Here is a 15,225-nt window from a genome sequence, read left to right on the forward strand (position 1 = left end):
TGATATGAATTACCTCTGTACTATATATTTTTCATCAGGCGTCAGCGTTTCTATTTTGCACCCCAACTTGGCTTGGAGATGTAGATGGCTCTTGATCACGACTCACAAAACGACGCTCGGCTAATTGATGCGGCTATTAACGAGTTGGTTTTGGCCAATAGAATTCTTGCGCGTGAAGACGTTATAGACAGTTTTGGGCACGTCAGCGTGCGCCACCCGCTGCGGAAAGATCGCTATTTTCTGTCCCGTTCGCGCAGCCCTATCAATGTGACTCGCGAGGACATCATGGAGTTCACCTTGGAAGGTGAACTTATCGGCGAAGATCATCGTCGGCCATATAACGAACGACATATTCATGGGGCGATCTACAAAGACCGACCCGATGTGAACTCGGTGGCGCATCATCATGCGCGCTCGATCATTCCGTTCACAATGAATGATGTGTCCTTGCGTCCGATCTTTCACATGTCTTCAGTCATTGGCAAAGAAGTTCCGACCTGGGACAGCCAGGACGAGTTTGGTGACACCAACATGTTGGTTGACCGGATGGATATGGGCCACTCTCTTTCGCGCGCGCTTGGGCAAAACAGTGTCGCCCTGCTGCGTGGCCACGGCTGTATCTGTGTGGCTGCAAACATCCGGGCAGTTTGCATGGTTGCGACCGGTCTTAAAGACAATGCCGCGCTGGTTCAGCAGTCGCTGGCGCTGGGTTCCCTCAAACATCTGACAGATGGTGAAATCGACAAAACCAGCGCGATGCTTTTGGGCGATATGCCCCTGGCCCGGGCCTGGGATTACTGGGTGTCGCGTGCGGGCTTCGCCGGCTTGTAACAAAGCCGAGCCGCGCATTTCCGGCAAATGGATATAGCTAAGAGCGTTGCCTGTGTGACCTCTTGCCAAAGTGACTAAGGAGGCAACAGTGCCAATAGAGCCTATTTTGATTGCAGGTGCCGGAATCGGCGGCTTGGCCGCCGCAGCTGGTCTTGCCCGCAAGGGTTTTCGTTCGATCGTTGTCGAACAGGCCCCCATTTTGGGAGAGATCGGTGCTGGTATCCAGATCGGACCAAATGCTTTTCACGCTTTTGACTATCTGGGCGTTGGAGACGAAGCGCGATCCAAGGCCGTGTATGTCGATTCACTGCGTCTAATGGATGCTAAGAACGGTAATGATATTACGACAATCCCACTGGGTGAGGACTTCAGAAAACGTATGGGCAACCCATACGCTGTTGTTCACCGCGCCGATCTGCACTCGGTCCTGCTGGATTATTGCGAAGCAAGTGACCTGATCGACATTCGAACGAACACACTTGTCAGCGGTTACGAACAGGATGGAAAATCCGTCAGCCTCAAGACATCTCTGGGTGTATTCAAAGGCGCTGCGCTGATCGGTGCGGAAGGGCTTCGTTCACCAATCCGATCCCAGATGATCGGAGATGGCGAGCCCAGAATTTCAGGTCACACCACATATCGAAGCGTCATTCCCACAGAGCAGATGCCTGAAGATCTGCGCTGGAATGCTGCAACATTGTGGGCTGGCCCCAAATGCCACATCGTGCACTATCCGCTGAAGGGCGGGAAGGTTTACAATCTGGTTGTCACCTATCACCGCGACCTGCAGGAGCCTATTGCAGGTCGACCCGTTAGCCGCAAAGAAGTGATGCAGGGCTTCGAACACATTGCCCCCCGAGCGCGTCAGATCATCGAACACGGTCAGGACTGGAAGCTTTGGGTGCTTTGTGACCGCGATCCGATTTCCAACTGGCGCGATGGTCGCGTGGCTCTCTTGGGCGATGCGGCTCAACCAATGCTGCAGTATTTTGCTCAGGGCGCATGTATGGCGCTCGAGGATGCTGTCTGCTTGTCGCATTGCATGGAAAACTACGGCGACAACATCGAGAACGCGTTGGAAATCTACCAGAACCAACGCCGGGTTCGGACGGCACGTGTTCAGATGAACTCGCGCCTGATCGGCGACTATATTTATCACCCGGACGATGCGCAGGCCGCCGTACGCGACCACGTAATGTCGAACATGACACCCGACGAATGGTGCGACCAACTTCATTGGTTGTACGGATCGAATGGACTTGAAAATTAAAGGATAACAGATGGGCTACGTTTTCCCCCCTCAAAACACCGTAACCCTTCCGGTAGCTGGCAGCGATGATCGTCTGCCAGTGCGCCGTATTTTGTGCGTCGGCCGGAACTATGCGGCACACGCACGCGAAATGGGTAAAGACCCTGACCGCGATCCGCCGTTCTTCTTTTCGAAACCCGCCGATGCAGTGGTTATGGACGGCGAAACCGTCGCATACCCGGCTGAGACCGCCAATTTCCACTACGAAGCGGAATTGGTCGTTGCGATCGGCAAAGAAGGTCGCAACATTCCAATGAACAACAGCCTCGATCACGTCTGGGGCTACGCTGTCGGCAATGACCTGACCCGCCGGGACCTGCAGCTTGCAGCCCGGGAACAGGGACGCCCCTGGGACATGGGTAAGTCGTTTGACCGCTCGGCCCCGATTGGCCCGATCCACCCGGTTTCGGCCGTTGGCCACCTGTCAACCGGGGAAATCAAGCTGACCGTCAACGGAGAAGTTAAGCAGCAGGCTGATCTTTCGGAATTAATTTGGTCCGTTCCCGAAATCGTTTCGATCCTGTCCAGCTTCATCGAGCTAAAACCAGGCGACCTGATCATGACCGGCACGCCGGCAGGTGTTGGATCGATGGATCCTGGTGATGTCTGTGTCGTCAGCATCGAAGGGCTGGGGCACATCACCACAACAATCGGGGCCGCTGAATGAACTTTCAGCTGCATAACTTCTTCAGGTCTTCAACATCGACGCGTTTGCGTGCGGTGTTGAACCTGAAAGGGTTGGACTACGACTATATCGCCTATGTTCTTCGCACGGGCGAAACCAGAAGTCCCCAATATCTGGCTATGAACCCCCAAGGGTTGGTTCCTTCCCTTGTACGGGAAGATGGCACGGTCATGACCCAATCCCTTGCCATCATCGAATGGCTGGATGAGGTTTATCCCGAACCTGCACTTTTTCCTTCCGATCCAGACGGAAAGGCCCAGGACCGTGCGCTTGCCTATATGATTGCATGTGACATCCATCCGCTGAACAACCTGCGCGTATTGCAATATTTGGGCAGTGAATTCGATGCGGATGAGGAAAAGCAGAAAAGCTGGTTCACACATTGGGTGAAAACCACACTTGATGCGTTTGAACAGACGCTGGCGTCTCGGGAAGAACAATCAATCTATTGCTTGTCCGACACACCCGGATTGGCCGATGTCTGTTTGTATGCGCAAATCTGGAACAATAAGAGATTTGGTATCCCGATGAATGATTGGCCAAACATATCGCGTATTTACAAAGCATTGGATGCACTTCCTGCGTTCCGAAATGCGGCGCCACCGAACCAGCCCGATGCAGTATAATGAAAGACTTTAGGAGACTGTTTTGAGTTCCGATACCAGCCACGAGAACGTTGAGCATTCAATGCAGCCCGAAGACAGCCCCGAGCTGCGCAATTTGTACAAGAATTTTGCAGACGAGCATATCATTCCGCTCTGGACTCAGCTTGGGGATTTGATGCCCATGCATCCCAAGCCGAAGGCCATTCCTTATGTTTGGAAGTGGCAAACGATCCTGCCTCTGGCAGAGGCGTCTGGTGATCTTGTCCCCGTCGGTCGGGGTGGCGAGCGTCGCGCGTTGGGATTGGCCAATCCCGGCCTTGGCGGCAACGCATACATAACCCCCACGCTTTGGGCAGCGATCCAATACTTGGGCCCCAAGGAAACCGCGCCTGAACACCGCCACTCACAAAATGCGTTTCGTTTCGTCGTCGAAGGCGAAGGGGTTTGGACCGTTGTCAATGGCGATCCGGTTCGAATGAGCCGCGGAGACCTGTTGCTGACACCAGGTTGGAACTTCCATGGTCATCACAACGATACCGACAATCCCATGGCCTGGATTGATGGTCTGGACATTCCGTTCAGCCAACAAAACGATGTCGGATTCTTCGAGTTCGGATCGGATCGGGTAACCGATTATGCGACGCCGCGGTTCTCACAAGGAGAGCGTCTGTGGTGCCACCCAGGTCTGCGGCCATTGTCGCAACTGCAGAACACCGTTTCGTCGCCAATCGGCGCATATCGCTGGGAGTTCACGGACCGGGCGCTGACAGAACAGCTTTTGCTGGAAGACGAAGGAAACCCGGCAACCATAGCGCCGGGCCACGCCGCGATCCGATATGTGAATCCAACGACCGGAGGCGATGTGATGTCGACAATCCGGTGCGAATTCCATCGTCTGCGTGAAGGAACAAATACCCAGACACGACGCGATGTCGGATCAACCGTGTTCCAGGTATTCGAAGGCAGTGGTGCGGTCATCATAAACGGTGAACGTCGCGCGTTGGACATCGGCGACCTGTTTGTGATCCCGTCCTGGGTTCCATGGGCCTTGGAGGCGGAAACACAATTTGATCTTTTCCGTTTTTCGGATGCCCCGATTATGGAACGGCTCAACTTCGCGCGCAGCTACGTTGAAGGCCAAGAGTGACCGATAAGGCACGGCAAGACCACCGAGCAAGAATGGGTTCTGGCGCCAGATTTGATTCAGATCTGGCACCAAAGCAAGACTTGCTTCTAGCCCGCCGCGGCACCGCATTTTTTGCACGCTTATTAAATGATCTACCCGATACCGCTTTATCAGCGGACAGCACTGTGCCTGGTTGGCAGCGGCGACATGTCATTGCTTCAGTCGGTTTGCACGCCCGGGACATGTGCGAAACGATTGAACGTGTTCGATCTGATAGCCCCAGCTTTGAAACAACGGTCCCTGGGCGAAATGACATACATGAATACGCAACAATTCCAGCCCGCGCGCTTCATCATCTCTTCAGCCACGCGGCCGTTCACTTAAATGTAGTTTGGCGTGACTTAACTGATTTCGAATGGGGAATGTCCGTTGCTCAGACCTCAATATCGGACACGCCTTCCGAACGTGCAAAGGTCATATGGGCCGCGGCACTTGACTTGAATGTCGGGGCTGACTCCGCTGTATTTCCAGATCAGGCCCGGGCTCTTTTGGAAGAGCGCCATCACCAATAGACGGCGAGTGGTTCCGTCTGAATATCGCTTCTGATCGCTGGACGTGAATGCACATCAAAACAGCGGCGAAAGTCCATTCGAATTCAATCTATGCGCGATCTACGAATGCTAGATAGCAATTCGAATCTCTCGCTTTGCATCCCCCAAAAGGCGCCAAAGTTTCTCTTTTGGTTGTCAATCCTGACGAAGTTCAACCCCAGTTTGAAAATCTATGACAGAATTGTCAATTTAAAGGAAAAGCACTGTGTTTTAGTACGTGTTTTCTTTGTATTTGGGAATTTTGTACTCTATAAGCTCCCTAATACTCATATTTAGGGATTTCTAGGGAGGACCTCATGAATACCAAGACACCACTAAAGGGCATGGCCTTGGCGGCGTGCGCTACCATGGCAATGGCAGAAGAACAGGACACTCAGGATGGCGGCCAGCAGGGCCAGCTACCGGTTGGGATTGCTGCGATCTACAACCTTGGCGGGTCTGGCTTGCTGGAAAGTTATCTGTCGAATGAACCGTTTGGCATAGCTCAGACAAGGATTGGGGTCGCGCGCGCTGTTACCGGTGTCGCGCATGCAGGAGGGCCAACAACCGGATATGAGACGTCACCTGTCTCGGGGATCATTGATATTCATGCGTTGAAGATGATCGGGCCGGATTCCTTCATTCGGTTTTCGACTGAATACGTCGCCACAGATGGTGATGGCAGCATCGTCGTGGTAGACGCCGACACCATTCGTCTCGATGCTCAGTACGTCAAATTTTTTGATGTGAATACAATGCTTGCATTCGGCGCCTTTTACGAAAACACCGACATCGAAAACATTGGCGTTGCCGATTTGACCTATGGCGGATGGGGTCTGCGCGCGGATGCCTTGAAGCAATTCAATCCAAATTGGGGCATGTCAGCTCGGATGGAATACATGTTCGGCGAGACTGATATCTCGCTGCCGGTAAGCCCAACAGCCACATTGACCCAAAACCAGGACGATGATCGCCTGTACATCCAATCTGAGCTTGTCGGCCGGTTTGATAAGTCAGACTTGAAATGGTTGCCACAAGGATGGGTGTTGAACCCAATCTTTGGCGTTTTGTACCAACGGGCATGGATCGAAGAGACTGCTGACAGCTTTGGCAATCTGGCGTCAGGTGTCGATGGTCCGGACGAGACCTATAGCACAATCTGGGCCAAGGCCAGGATCTCAAAAGAGCTGAGACCTGGAACTTGGTCACCCAAGGCGACGTTGGGCCTTGAACACGAGTTGGTCAACGACTTGGATGAGTACCTTGACGAACCGACCTACGGTGTTGTCGGGCTGGGGATTACGCATCTGACGAATTCCGGCGGCTATTTCGACCTGACATATTCCGGTCGCCTCGGCCTGAACGGTGTGCGCCGGCAAAACGGGCTCACTTTTGCCTTCACCAAGGCGTTCTGATCTATCTAGAAAAGGGCGGCACATCTGTGCCGCCCATTCCCCAAGTGCAACAACATTCAATAGCTGCAAAAGAAAGCCGACCCTATTAAACGAACCGGCGGTTACTTTTGATAGACTGTATGTTCTCGTCAACCAGTTCTAGTGCCCTGAATCTTGTAACGTATGAAGCACGCGTTGCATCAGGCGCACAAATTGCTCCCGTTCGTCTGGAGCAAGGTCTTTCAATGCCAAATCGTTGACCTTCGTCGCAGCTTCGTAGGCATCATCGCGGATCGATTTGGCTTTTTCTGACAGAAAAATGAACTTTGCGCGGCCATCTGTCGGGTGATGTTTACGCGAAATCAAACCATCACGTTCCATTCTGTTCAACGTGTTCGCCATAGTCGCCTGCTCGATGTCCAGCTTGTCGACAAGTTCCTTCTGCGTTTGCCCATCCTTCTGCCACAGCGCAAGTAATGCGGGGAATTGTCCCGGCACTATGCCCAAAGGTTCAATACGTCTGCGCAATTCCTCAAAAAACAAACGAGCCAAATGGTTTATAAGGTACCCGGGCGAAGACGTGTGATCAAATTCCATAGAACCTTTTAGATTTGCATAGTGACGGATGCAATGATATATAGCAGGCTATGCACAGCCAGGTGTACGACACGCGCAACTGCATAGAAGGACTATCCAGATGAAAACCCGCATCCATGCCACCGCCGGTGGCATCGCGTTTCTAACAATTTTGACATTTTGGACGTCGAGTGTTTTTTCAGAACTGTTCCTTGATCATGAAGCCATTGCATCGGTGAAGACCATGATTTTGCGGGGTATGTTTATCCTGATACCCGCGATGATCGTTGCAGGCGGCTCTGGTATGGCGCTTGGGAAAAACCGGACAGACCAGCTGGTGTTGGGCAAGAAAAGGCGCATGCCGTTCATTGCCGGAAATGGAATTCTTGTCCTTATCCCATGTGCATTTTTCCTTTCCAGCAAGGCCTCGGCAGGAGAATTTGACACTGTGTTCTATGTCGTACAGGCTGTCGAACTTCTTGCCGGTGCAACCAACCTCAGTCTGCTGGGGATGAATATACGGGATGGGCTGCGTATGACCGGCAAGATCGGCGGCGGTTCTAGCGTTGCGGACAACACCGCGACGATCCGCGGTCTTCCAGATGGCCCCCTTCTGGCCAGAGAGATCCCCAGATTGACCGATGCTGACGGTTCCGATGTAGCCGTGAAAAAATCTTTGGCCTTGTGTCGTTGCGGAGCGTCAAAGTCCAAGCCTTACTGTGACAGTTCACATACTGGTATTGGCTTTAGTTCAGCGGTGTCCAAGGATCGAACCCCGGACCAACTGACCGCCTATCAAGGCAAGGATATCACAGTTCACTACAATCGCCTGTTGTGTTCCCATGCGGGGGAATGCGGCCGCAGATTGAAGTCTGTTTTCGACTCGAGCAGAAAGCCATGGATTGAGCCTGACAATGGCGACGCCAACGCAATTCGCGAAATTGTTGCAGCCTGCCCTTCCGGCGCGTTGTCCTGGAGCGAACCAGGTGGCGAGCCACAGCAACCCAGCGTCGACATCCCCGGCATTACAATCGAGCGTAACGGACCCTTTCGGGTAACCGGAGTTGACTTGCAGGATGTTCAGTGGGCTGAGGGCGCGTCATCCAATAAATACGTCCTTTGCCGGTGCGGTGCCTCCAAGAACAAACCATTCTGCGATGGGTCGCATGTCGACATTGGCTGGGAAGACAGCGCTGAGTGATCTCGAAATTCAACTGAGGCAATCGAAATGAAAAGTACAACAACGTCTTATGGGACTGTGGCAATCACTCTGCATTGGCTCAGCGCAGCATTAATCATTGCGCTGTTTGCAAGCGGGTTTCGGGCGGCGTCCATTGATGTCAGCGTCGCGAAGGCAGGGGTTCTTTCAGTCCATGTCCCAATCGGTATTTCGGTACTGTTGCTCACACTTATCCGTATCGGGTGGTGGATGTTTGCTGATCAAAAGCCCGCCCATTTGGAAACTGATCCGGCTTGGCAGGTGTTTATCGGCAAAGCGGTTCATCTCCTGCTCTATATCGTTACCTTGGGTATGGTCGCCAGCGGAATAGGCATGGTCGTGATGTCTGGCGCCGGAACTATTCTGTTCGGCGGATCAACTGCACCGTTACCGAACTTCTTCGACTATCCGCCACGGCTTGCACATGGGGCCGGTGCGCGGTTTCTGCTTGTTTTGCTAGCGCTTCATGTCGTTGGCGCGCTTTACCATCACTATGTCAAAAAAGACGGCACTTTCGGGCGCATGTGGTTTGGTCAAAGTTAACTAACTGATTGGGGCGCGGTGCGATTTAGGCCGCGTCTCAATATCTAGCTCGCGTGCCATTTGCCTTGATAGCTTTGGTAATAAGAGCAACAATTTGCTGCTGCTCAGTATCGCTTAGCCCCTCCAATATTAACTCGTTTTGCTTGCTTGCCCGCTTCAGCGTTGGCTCTTTCAAAGACTTGCCATGCTCTGTCAGCCATGTTTGTCGGATGCGCCCATCTTCTGTATCTCGCCGACGGATGATCAGGCCGTCTCGCTCCATCCGAGCCAAAGTATAGGCCATTGTTGCCTGTTCGATCCCGACACGCTCAACCAGTTGTTTTTGCGTCAGGCCGTCGTCTTCCCATAAGTGCACCATGATCGGGAAAACACCTGTTGAAAGGCCAAGAGGCTTTATTTGCTCTTGTAGCGCGTTCGCAAACAGGCGCGCGAGGTGATTAATCAGATATCCCGGAGAATTCTCTCGTGAAAAGGTCATGTTCCTTCGATTCTTTTACATAGTAGACTATACATTTATTGTATAGCTTGCTATATGTGTTCTGGCAATGAGTCGTTTCACATAAGACTCACACCATTATACATAGCTTACTATGTAATGATGCGAGAAAGGAGACTTCAGATGACCAAGAAAATTCACCCGATTGCAGGCGCCCTTGCCTTTATTATGATCGCCAGTTTTTGGCTTTCCACTGTGATCGTCGAACTCTTTGGCACCGAAGCACAGATCATCGCGGTCAAAACGACAATACCTTGGGGCTTCTTAATTCTCGTCCCGGCAATGGCCGCTGTTGGCGGCTCGGGCTTCACCCTTGCAGGCAAGCGTCGCGGCGGGGTCCTTGGGGACAAGGCCCGCCGGATGCCAATCATCGCCTTCAACGGCATAGTGATCCTGATTCCTGCAGCCCTTTTTCTGGCCGCTAAAGCGAAAGCCGGAGAACTCGATAGTACCTTTTATCTGGTGCAAACTCTCGAGCTGGTCGCCGGTGCGACGAACCTCACGCTAATGAGCCTTAGCATGCGCGACGGTCTTCGCATGAAAGGTCGACTTCGTCATCGGAAGGTAAAAGCATGATGTCCTTGGCCCGCACGGCGGAAGCGATCACAATCATAGCCTCGGGCATGTTTGCCGGGTCGATGCTGTTTATTGGAATGACGCTTGGCGGCTATTGGCAAAGCCTTGACGCGCAGCAGTTCCTGGACTGGTTTGCTGTGAACAACGTTTTCATCCAGCGAACCATACCCTTGGTATCGATGCCGGCTCTTCTCGGCTCGATTCTCTGCGTGGCATTGTTTTGGAGAAGCCCCGCTCGTGGAATGTGGATTGCAGCGCTACTCAGTTGGATGATCGTGGCGATCCTGACATTCGCATTCTTTGTTCCGACGAATACGGCTTTTGCCTCTGGGGGTCTGCCAACAGCCGAAGTTGCTGACACGCTGGAGCTTTGGCTGCAGGTGCATTGGCTTCGGATCATCTGCGGGATTGCCGCAACTGTCTTCGCTTATCTGGCAATACGACGAGCTTAAAATCTCGGCACTGACCAAAGGAACCTAAGACGATGAAATCACCTCTCATTCTAGCCACAGCCATTGTGATCACCACGGCTGCATGCGGCGCGACCTATTTGCAAACCGTTCAAGATGCCAAAGCTGCATTACAAGGTGCTCCTGCCGAACGTCTGAAAACCTGCATTGGCGAACCCGCGACTGTGGAAACTCAGGGCCGTCAATTCATTGCCACCTATAGTTCTGCTCAGGCGCGCGGACCGGACGGATTAACACTGCCATCAGCTGCAGCCGCCGAAGACCCTAAGGCTTGCGTCTTCAACTTCACCATCTCGGATCGCGTTATTCAGAGCATCAATAGCGAAAACCGCGCCGGTTGGGGCGGTGGCAGCATCACGAAATGTGCTGAACTTGTAAAAGCCTGCACAAATCAGGCTCAGTGAAAGGGTTCAAAAATGGCTTTTGAGATTGGACTTCGCGGGGGGCTTTCCGCGCTGGTGACCGTGTTCGCTTTCAGCGCTGGCAGCCCGGTTGTTGCAGATAATACTACCTTTCAATCCGTATGTGCAGAATGCCACACGGGCGGCCTTAAAGGCTTCATGTCAGGCGCGCCCAACGTCAAGAAACCGGACAACTGGCAAAAGTTCCTGCAACGGGATTCAGAACAGCGCATGCGCGATATCGTGTTACGTGGCACCAAGGACCATAAAGCGAAAGGCGGCTGCACCACCTGTAGCGACGAACAGATCGACGCTGCGATCGACTACATGTTGGAGTTGGTGAAGTAACAATGGAACGTTACCACCCTCTTCTTGTTACGCTGCATTGGCTTATGGCAATTCTCATAATCCTGACACTTTTGTCGGGAGGCATTGCCCCTCTGAGTTTCCATTTGACCAGCGGAATCTTGATCCTGGGGCTGATAATGCTTCGGCTTCTCGTCCGTTTTAAAACAGAGAAACCAAGCGCACCAGAAAGTGGATTGAATATACAAGTGCGACTGGCAAGCTGGATGCATACCTCCTTGTATATTCTTCTTGGCGCCGTCGTCGTAACGGGCACCGGAATTGCTGTCGAGTCAGATCTGATACACGTGGTACAAGGCAACAAGATGCTACCCGCCGGGTTCACTGAGACAGCCCTGTACAGGGTTCATGGCCTAGCAACGGATCTGTTGATGGTCGCAGTCGTCGCTCATGCCTTCGCTGCCGCTTGGCATCAGTTCGTTCAAAAAGACAAGCTCTTTGCGCGGATGTGGTTCAAAAGGCCCAAGCGCGGCCGTGCACAGACATCCTGATACTTGATGAACGACATCGCGAAATTTGCGCACCAGTGCACCAAACTATTAAGTCAGACGCCCAAAATCTGAGCTTACAGCTCTTTAGTTAAATCCCGAGGCACACCGATGCTGTTTACGCTTATGAAGTTCACTCACTTGTTCGGAATCCTACTGGTCGCGGCCGGTTTGTTTTCGGTTTTTGTCCAAGACATTCTGTCCCGCGGAATTGCAACACAGGCTGGCTACAAGAACGCACTTGGGGCCATGGGCATTGCCTATAGCTTCCTCGCCCTGCCGGGGGCCCTGTTTGTCATCTCATCAGGCGGATGGCTGATTGCGAACTACTATGGCCCGGTTGAATTATTGGAAACACCATGGTTGGCGGGCATGGTTGGCCTGTTTTCGGTTTGGCTGTTTGTGGTTCACGTCAAAGTAAGATTTGACCTGCGTCGCTGTCGTAGAATGCTTGGCGAGGGGCAAACGGTCAAAAAACTCGAGGCACTTCGAAATAACGGTTTGTCCCTATTTTGTCGGGCTCTGGATTTACCGATACTTATTTTGATCTTGGTCCTGGGAACCTTTCGGCCCGAAAGCTGGGCCCTGCTTCTGATCGGGATCGGCTTCGCGATCGAATTCGCGCTTATTCTGACAACCGTAGGTTCTTGGCTCTGTCGCCAAGCTAATCGTCAGGAAGCCACGGGTTTTTGACAGAGTGATGGACTTTAACGCGTTGGGAACGTTCAGCACTAAGCTATTGCTGGTTCCTCGCGCATCGCTTGCCGAGTAGTGCCCCACGAATTTCAGAGGTAATGGTGGCCTATGGCCCGAAGAACCAGAAGTCATCGGGCCAAAAGATTGATGACAATACTGAGTATTAACCCACGCAGAAACCTGGGACGGTCATCTTGGTGAACAAGTGAGGACGCACGACTGCGCTCTCAGGGTATTGACCGATCCGGGCCTGGAATTCCGGGTTGGTAAATGCGTTGCGGAAAGACGCGACGTCCTCCCAGATTGCATAGTTCATATAAGTTCCGCTACCGGCCAGACCTTTGTGCATCTGAGTCGAAATGTAGCCAGGCTGCGCCTTCATAAAGCCGGCATCATGCGCCCACGCGGCAACCAGCGCTTCTTCGTCTTTCGGATCGATCGAGAATACGTTCACCAGAACAACTGGGCCTTCACTGCTGCCCAGTTGCTCGGCCAATGTGACGACCTCATCAAGTTCTACAAGTTTAGCCATGATTTTCTCCTAGTTGGTGGGTTTGCTAACTGTTGCGGGTCAAACCTGCGTTCTACCCGCCTGGATTCTGGTGCGCCTTTTTTGCGCCCAAACGCCTATGACTAGGCATGCTTTGTGTTGACCAAATAACATAGTCAGCTATGATTTTATATATGATCTTTTTTGACATCATCAAATAGACCCTACGAACATCGTGCAAGCTTTGGCGCTATCTTGTCACTGTGCAAAGGTTCGGCTTCAGATCAGTTTCACCTTGTTTTGAATGAGTTAGCTGCGCACTTCACTTTCTTTATCATTTTTCCCACTTTACGGGAATTTCTTCATTGTTAAATATTCATTAATCCTATAAATAGACAAAAGCAACAGGAGATGCCCTTAAGATGACGACTGCGCCGGATATGGACAAACAGCCAAAACTTGACCGCAGTGTTCACCTGAACTTTACTGGTGACTGGGGCCAAGCAAATTTTCACCGCATCTGCTCATGGCTGTGCCAGGAGGTCTGCGACCGCACCGAAAAAGGATCGCGCGTTGCAATTTGGAATCTGATTGCCGGTGCTGACTCTCCGATTGCTGTGTCTAACGGTGAGGTTGATCTCTGCATCGCCACGCCCGTCCAAATGTTGCCCGGCGCGCTGGCTGGGGAAGGAATCTTCGAAGGAAGCCCGCTTCCACGGCTGCGCACGCTTGCAATTCTTCCACAAACAGACCGCATGGTTTTCGCCATCGATCCAAAATATGGCGTCTCAACATTTGAAGAGCTGCGTGAGAAAAAACCACCAATCACACTCGCCACTTCGGAAGATGACGGTGTAAATCTGATCGGTTATACGGCCGCCCGTTATCTAGAGGCCCATGGCATCGACCGCGACACTCTGGAGTCCTGGGGTGGTAAATTGATTACGGATACCAGACCCGAACAATCGGTGTTCCGTATGCGGGATGGCGAAGTCGACGCCCTACTGCAGGAGGCATATATGACGCCTTGGTGGCGGGATGCTGTCGCAAACCGCTCTCTGGTGTTCTTACCAGCAGAAGATGCTGCCCTGACGAAGCTGGAGACCCAGTACGGCTGGCCCCGTGCCGTTGTGCCTGCTTATTTCTGGGAAGGTCAAACCGAAGATCTGCCCGCGTTGAATTTCTCTGATTTCGCCGTGCTTGTGCGTGATGATATGCCCGAAGATCTTGCGCATCTGTTGACCTGGTGTCTGGTCGAAACCCGCGAGGTTATCGAACAACAATTCCGTCACATCCCATCACATCACAGCCCCCTCAGCTATCCGCTTGTGCCGGAACGCATGGCGGATTCCCCGATACCCTTACATCCCGGTGCTGCGCGCTATTACAAAGAAGCGGGCATCATCGAGTAGAACCACCCCATAACACCTACTCACTCACAACCCCCCCTCGCTCTACCACTCACAACTCCCCTCACTCACAGACCCCCTCGCTCTACCACTCACAAACCCCCTCGAACTTGTTCCCTTCAACATTCAACACGGAGCACGACATTATGGCTATTGATAGTAAGACAATCACTATTACTGCAGCTGATGGCCAATCGTTTTCAGCCTATCGCAGCAGACCGTCATCGACCGACGCTATCGGTGGAATCGTTCTGATCCAGGAAATTTTCGGTGTAAACGACAATATCCGAGCAGCATCCGACTGGTTTGCCGAGCAAGGTTACGATGTCATCGCACCGGATATGTTCTGGCGGCAGGAGCGCGATATCGAACTGAACGCCGCACTTGAAGAAGATCGCGAAAAGGCGATGGGGTTTATGCAGGGGTTTGACCTCGAGGCAAGCCTTGGCGACATGGATGCCGCCGTTGCACTTCTTCGCGAGGATGCCAAGCTGCAAGGCAAGATCGGTGTTGTTGGCTATTGTCTGGGAGGGCGCGTTGCCTTCCGCATGGCGACGTCCAATGCTGCCGATGCCGTCGTTTGCTTTTATCCAGTGGCTATCAGTCAGGATCTTGGGAGCAGCACTGGTCCTCAGGCTCCGCTTTTGATCCATTTGGGTGCCGACGATCATCTTTGCCCGCCTGAAGCTCAGACCGCGATTACCGAACATGTCGAGCAGTCAAAAGACGGCTCTGTAACTGTACATGACGGTGTCGGCCACGCATTTGCACGTTTGGGCCGTTCTGGTCGTGCAGAAGAAGCTGCTATTGCCGCAGAATCGGCCACTCTGGAGTTCTTCAAAAAACATCTGGGTGCATAAACCCAAGGCGAACCAAGCGGGTCACCTGCTCTTCAAACGTTATGAGAACCGGATTTTGTAAGTCCGGTTCTTATTGCATGCGCAAGCACCTACTC

General features: G+C 52.6%; 20 protein-coding genes. 17 read left to right on the forward strand and 3 right to left on the reverse strand.

What is annotated here, in order from left to right; translation table 11 throughout:
- Nucleotides 1-84: 84 nt before the first annotated feature.
- The 7 genes from AC2FIP_RS11055 (at nt 85) to AC2FIP_RS11085 (ending at nt 6,561) form a co-directional block, all read left to right on the forward strand.
- Nucleotides 85-831 carry a class II aldolase/adducin family protein gene (locus AC2FIP_RS11055; protein WP_496705200.1) on the forward strand — a complete coding sequence of 249 codons (747 nt, stop codon included), beginning with the start codon at nt 85-87 and terminating at the stop codon, nt 829-831.
- An 88-nt stretch (nt 832-919) separates the two neighbouring features.
- Complete coding sequence (locus tag AC2FIP_RS11060) at nt 920-2,101, forward strand: 3-hydroxybenzoate 6-monooxygenase (protein WP_496786401.1); 1,182 nt, start codon at nt 920-922, stop codon at nt 2,099-2,101.
- 10 nt (nt 2,102-2,111) lie between these two features.
- Nucleotides 2,112-2,807, forward strand: coding sequence for a fumarylacetoacetate hydrolase family protein (locus tag AC2FIP_RS11065; RefSeq protein ID WP_496701970.1), 696 nt, complete (start codon nt 2,112-2,114; stop codon nt 2,805-2,807).
- Nucleotides 2,804-3,451, forward strand: coding sequence for a maleylacetoacetate isomerase (maiA, locus tag AC2FIP_RS11070; protein ID WP_496703105.1), 648 nt, complete (start codon nt 2,804-2,806; stop codon nt 3,449-3,451). Before AC2FIP_RS11065 ends, maiA begins: the two co-directional genes overlap by 4 nt.
- Nucleotides 3,452-3,473: 22 nt before the next feature.
- Nucleotides 3,474-4,577, forward strand: a complete 1,104-nt coding sequence (locus tag AC2FIP_RS11075; RefSeq protein WP_496703104.1) for a cupin domain-containing protein — start codon at nt 3,474-3,476, stop codon at nt 4,575-4,577.
- Nucleotides 4,578-4,609: 32 nt separating this feature from the next.
- Nucleotides 4,610-5,128, forward strand: coding sequence for a maleylpyruvate isomerase N-terminal domain-containing protein (locus AC2FIP_RS11080; RefSeq protein WP_496786453.1), 519 nt, complete (start codon nt 4,610-4,612; stop codon nt 5,126-5,128).
- A 335-nt stretch (nt 5,129-5,463) separates the two neighbouring features.
- Entirely contained in the window at nt 5,464-6,561 is a 1,098-nt protein-coding gene (locus AC2FIP_RS11085; protein ID WP_496786402.1) for an autotransporter outer membrane beta-barrel domain-containing protein, read from the forward strand.
- A gap of 138 nt (nt 6,562-6,699) precedes the next feature.
- Here the strand turns inward: AC2FIP_RS11085 and AC2FIP_RS11090 are convergent, their stop codons facing one another.
- Nucleotides 6,700-7,137 (reverse strand): MarR family winged helix-turn-helix transcriptional regulator, encoded by a 438-nt coding sequence (locus tag AC2FIP_RS11090; RefSeq protein WP_496703101.1) that lies wholly within the window; start codon nt 7,135-7,137, stop codon nt 6,700-6,702.
- Between the two features lie 100 nt (nt 7,138-7,237).
- Here AC2FIP_RS11090 and AC2FIP_RS11095 point away from each other — a divergent pair, with 100 nt between their 5' ends.
- Both AC2FIP_RS11095 and AC2FIP_RS11100 read left to right on the forward strand, forming a co-directional pair.
- Nucleotides 7,238-8,317 carry a CDGSH iron-sulfur domain-containing protein gene (locus AC2FIP_RS11095; protein ID WP_496786404.1) on the forward strand — a complete coding sequence of 360 codons (1,080 nt, stop codon included), beginning with the start codon at nt 7,238-7,240 and terminating at the stop codon, nt 8,315-8,317.
- 27 nt (nt 8,318-8,344) lie between these two features.
- Nucleotides 8,345-8,878, forward strand: a complete 534-nt coding sequence (locus tag AC2FIP_RS11100; protein ID WP_496786405.1) for a cytochrome b — start codon at nt 8,345-8,347, stop codon at nt 8,876-8,878.
- A gap of 37 nt (nt 8,879-8,915) precedes the next feature.
- On the opposite strand, the gene AC2FIP_RS11105 is transcribed toward AC2FIP_RS11100, so the two are convergent.
- Nucleotides 8,916-9,356 carry a MarR family winged helix-turn-helix transcriptional regulator gene (locus AC2FIP_RS11105; protein ID WP_496701984.1) on the reverse strand — a complete coding sequence of 147 codons (441 nt, stop codon included), beginning with the start codon at nt 9,354-9,356 and terminating at the stop codon, nt 8,916-8,918.
- Nucleotides 9,357-9,497: 141 nt separating this feature from the next.
- Here AC2FIP_RS11105 and AC2FIP_RS11110 point away from each other — a divergent pair, with 141 nt between their 5' ends.
- The 6 genes from AC2FIP_RS11110 (at nt 9,498) to AC2FIP_RS11135 (ending at nt 12,368) form a co-directional block, all read left to right on the forward strand.
- Complete coding sequence (locus AC2FIP_RS11110; RefSeq protein WP_496786407.1) at nt 9,498-9,950, forward strand: hypothetical protein; 453 nt, start codon at nt 9,498-9,500, stop codon at nt 9,948-9,950.
- Nucleotides 9,947-10,402: an anthrone oxygenase family protein gene (locus AC2FIP_RS11115; protein ID WP_496786408.1), complete on the forward strand. Its 456-nt coding sequence runs from the start codon at nt 9,947-9,949 to the stop codon at nt 10,400-10,402. Before AC2FIP_RS11110 ends, AC2FIP_RS11115 begins: the two co-directional genes overlap by 4 nt.
- Before the next feature lie 32 nt (nt 10,403-10,434).
- Complete coding sequence (locus tag AC2FIP_RS11120) at nt 10,435-10,824, forward strand: hypothetical protein (RefSeq protein WP_496786410.1); 390 nt, start codon at nt 10,435-10,437, stop codon at nt 10,822-10,824.
- A gap of 12 nt (nt 10,825-10,836) precedes the next feature.
- Nucleotides 10,837-11,169, forward strand: coding sequence for a c-type cytochrome (locus tag AC2FIP_RS11125; RefSeq protein WP_496786411.1), 333 nt, complete (start codon nt 10,837-10,839; stop codon nt 11,167-11,169).
- A 2-nt stretch (nt 11,170-11,171) separates the two neighbouring features.
- The gene (locus tag AC2FIP_RS11130) at nt 11,172-11,678 is read left to right on the forward strand and encodes a cytochrome b (RefSeq protein WP_496786413.1); all 507 of its coding nucleotides are present in this window, start codon (nt 11,172-11,174) and stop codon (nt 11,676-11,678) included.
- A gap of 108 nt (nt 11,679-11,786) precedes the next feature.
- Entirely contained in the window at nt 11,787-12,368 is a 582-nt protein-coding gene (locus AC2FIP_RS11135) for a DUF2269 family protein (protein ID WP_496786415.1), read from the forward strand.
- A 166-nt stretch (nt 12,369-12,534) separates the two neighbouring features.
- On the opposite strand, the gene AC2FIP_RS11140 is transcribed toward AC2FIP_RS11135, so the two are convergent.
- Nucleotides 12,535-12,903, reverse strand: coding sequence for an antibiotic biosynthesis monooxygenase family protein (locus AC2FIP_RS11140; RefSeq protein ID WP_496701997.1), 369 nt, complete (start codon nt 12,901-12,903; stop codon nt 12,535-12,537).
- A 380-nt stretch (nt 12,904-13,283) separates the two neighbouring features.
- On the opposite strand from AC2FIP_RS11140, the gene AC2FIP_RS11145 reads away from it, so the two are divergent.
- Together AC2FIP_RS11145 and AC2FIP_RS11150 are read left to right on the forward strand one after the other, a co-directional pair.
- On the forward strand, nt 13,284-14,273 hold the full coding sequence (locus tag AC2FIP_RS11145; RefSeq protein ID WP_496786417.1) for a TAXI family TRAP transporter solute-binding subunit: 990 nt from the start codon (nt 13,284-13,286) through the stop codon (nt 14,271-14,273).
- Nucleotides 14,274-14,416: 143 nt separating this feature from the next.
- A complete protein-coding gene (locus AC2FIP_RS11150; RefSeq protein ID WP_496786418.1) occupies nt 14,417-15,130 on the forward strand; it encodes a dienelactone hydrolase family protein in 714 nt (237 codons plus the stop codon).
- Nucleotides 15,131-15,225 lie beyond the last annotated feature (95 nt).

It is taken from the genome of Ruegeria sp. CDSB114, assembly GCF_059611025.1.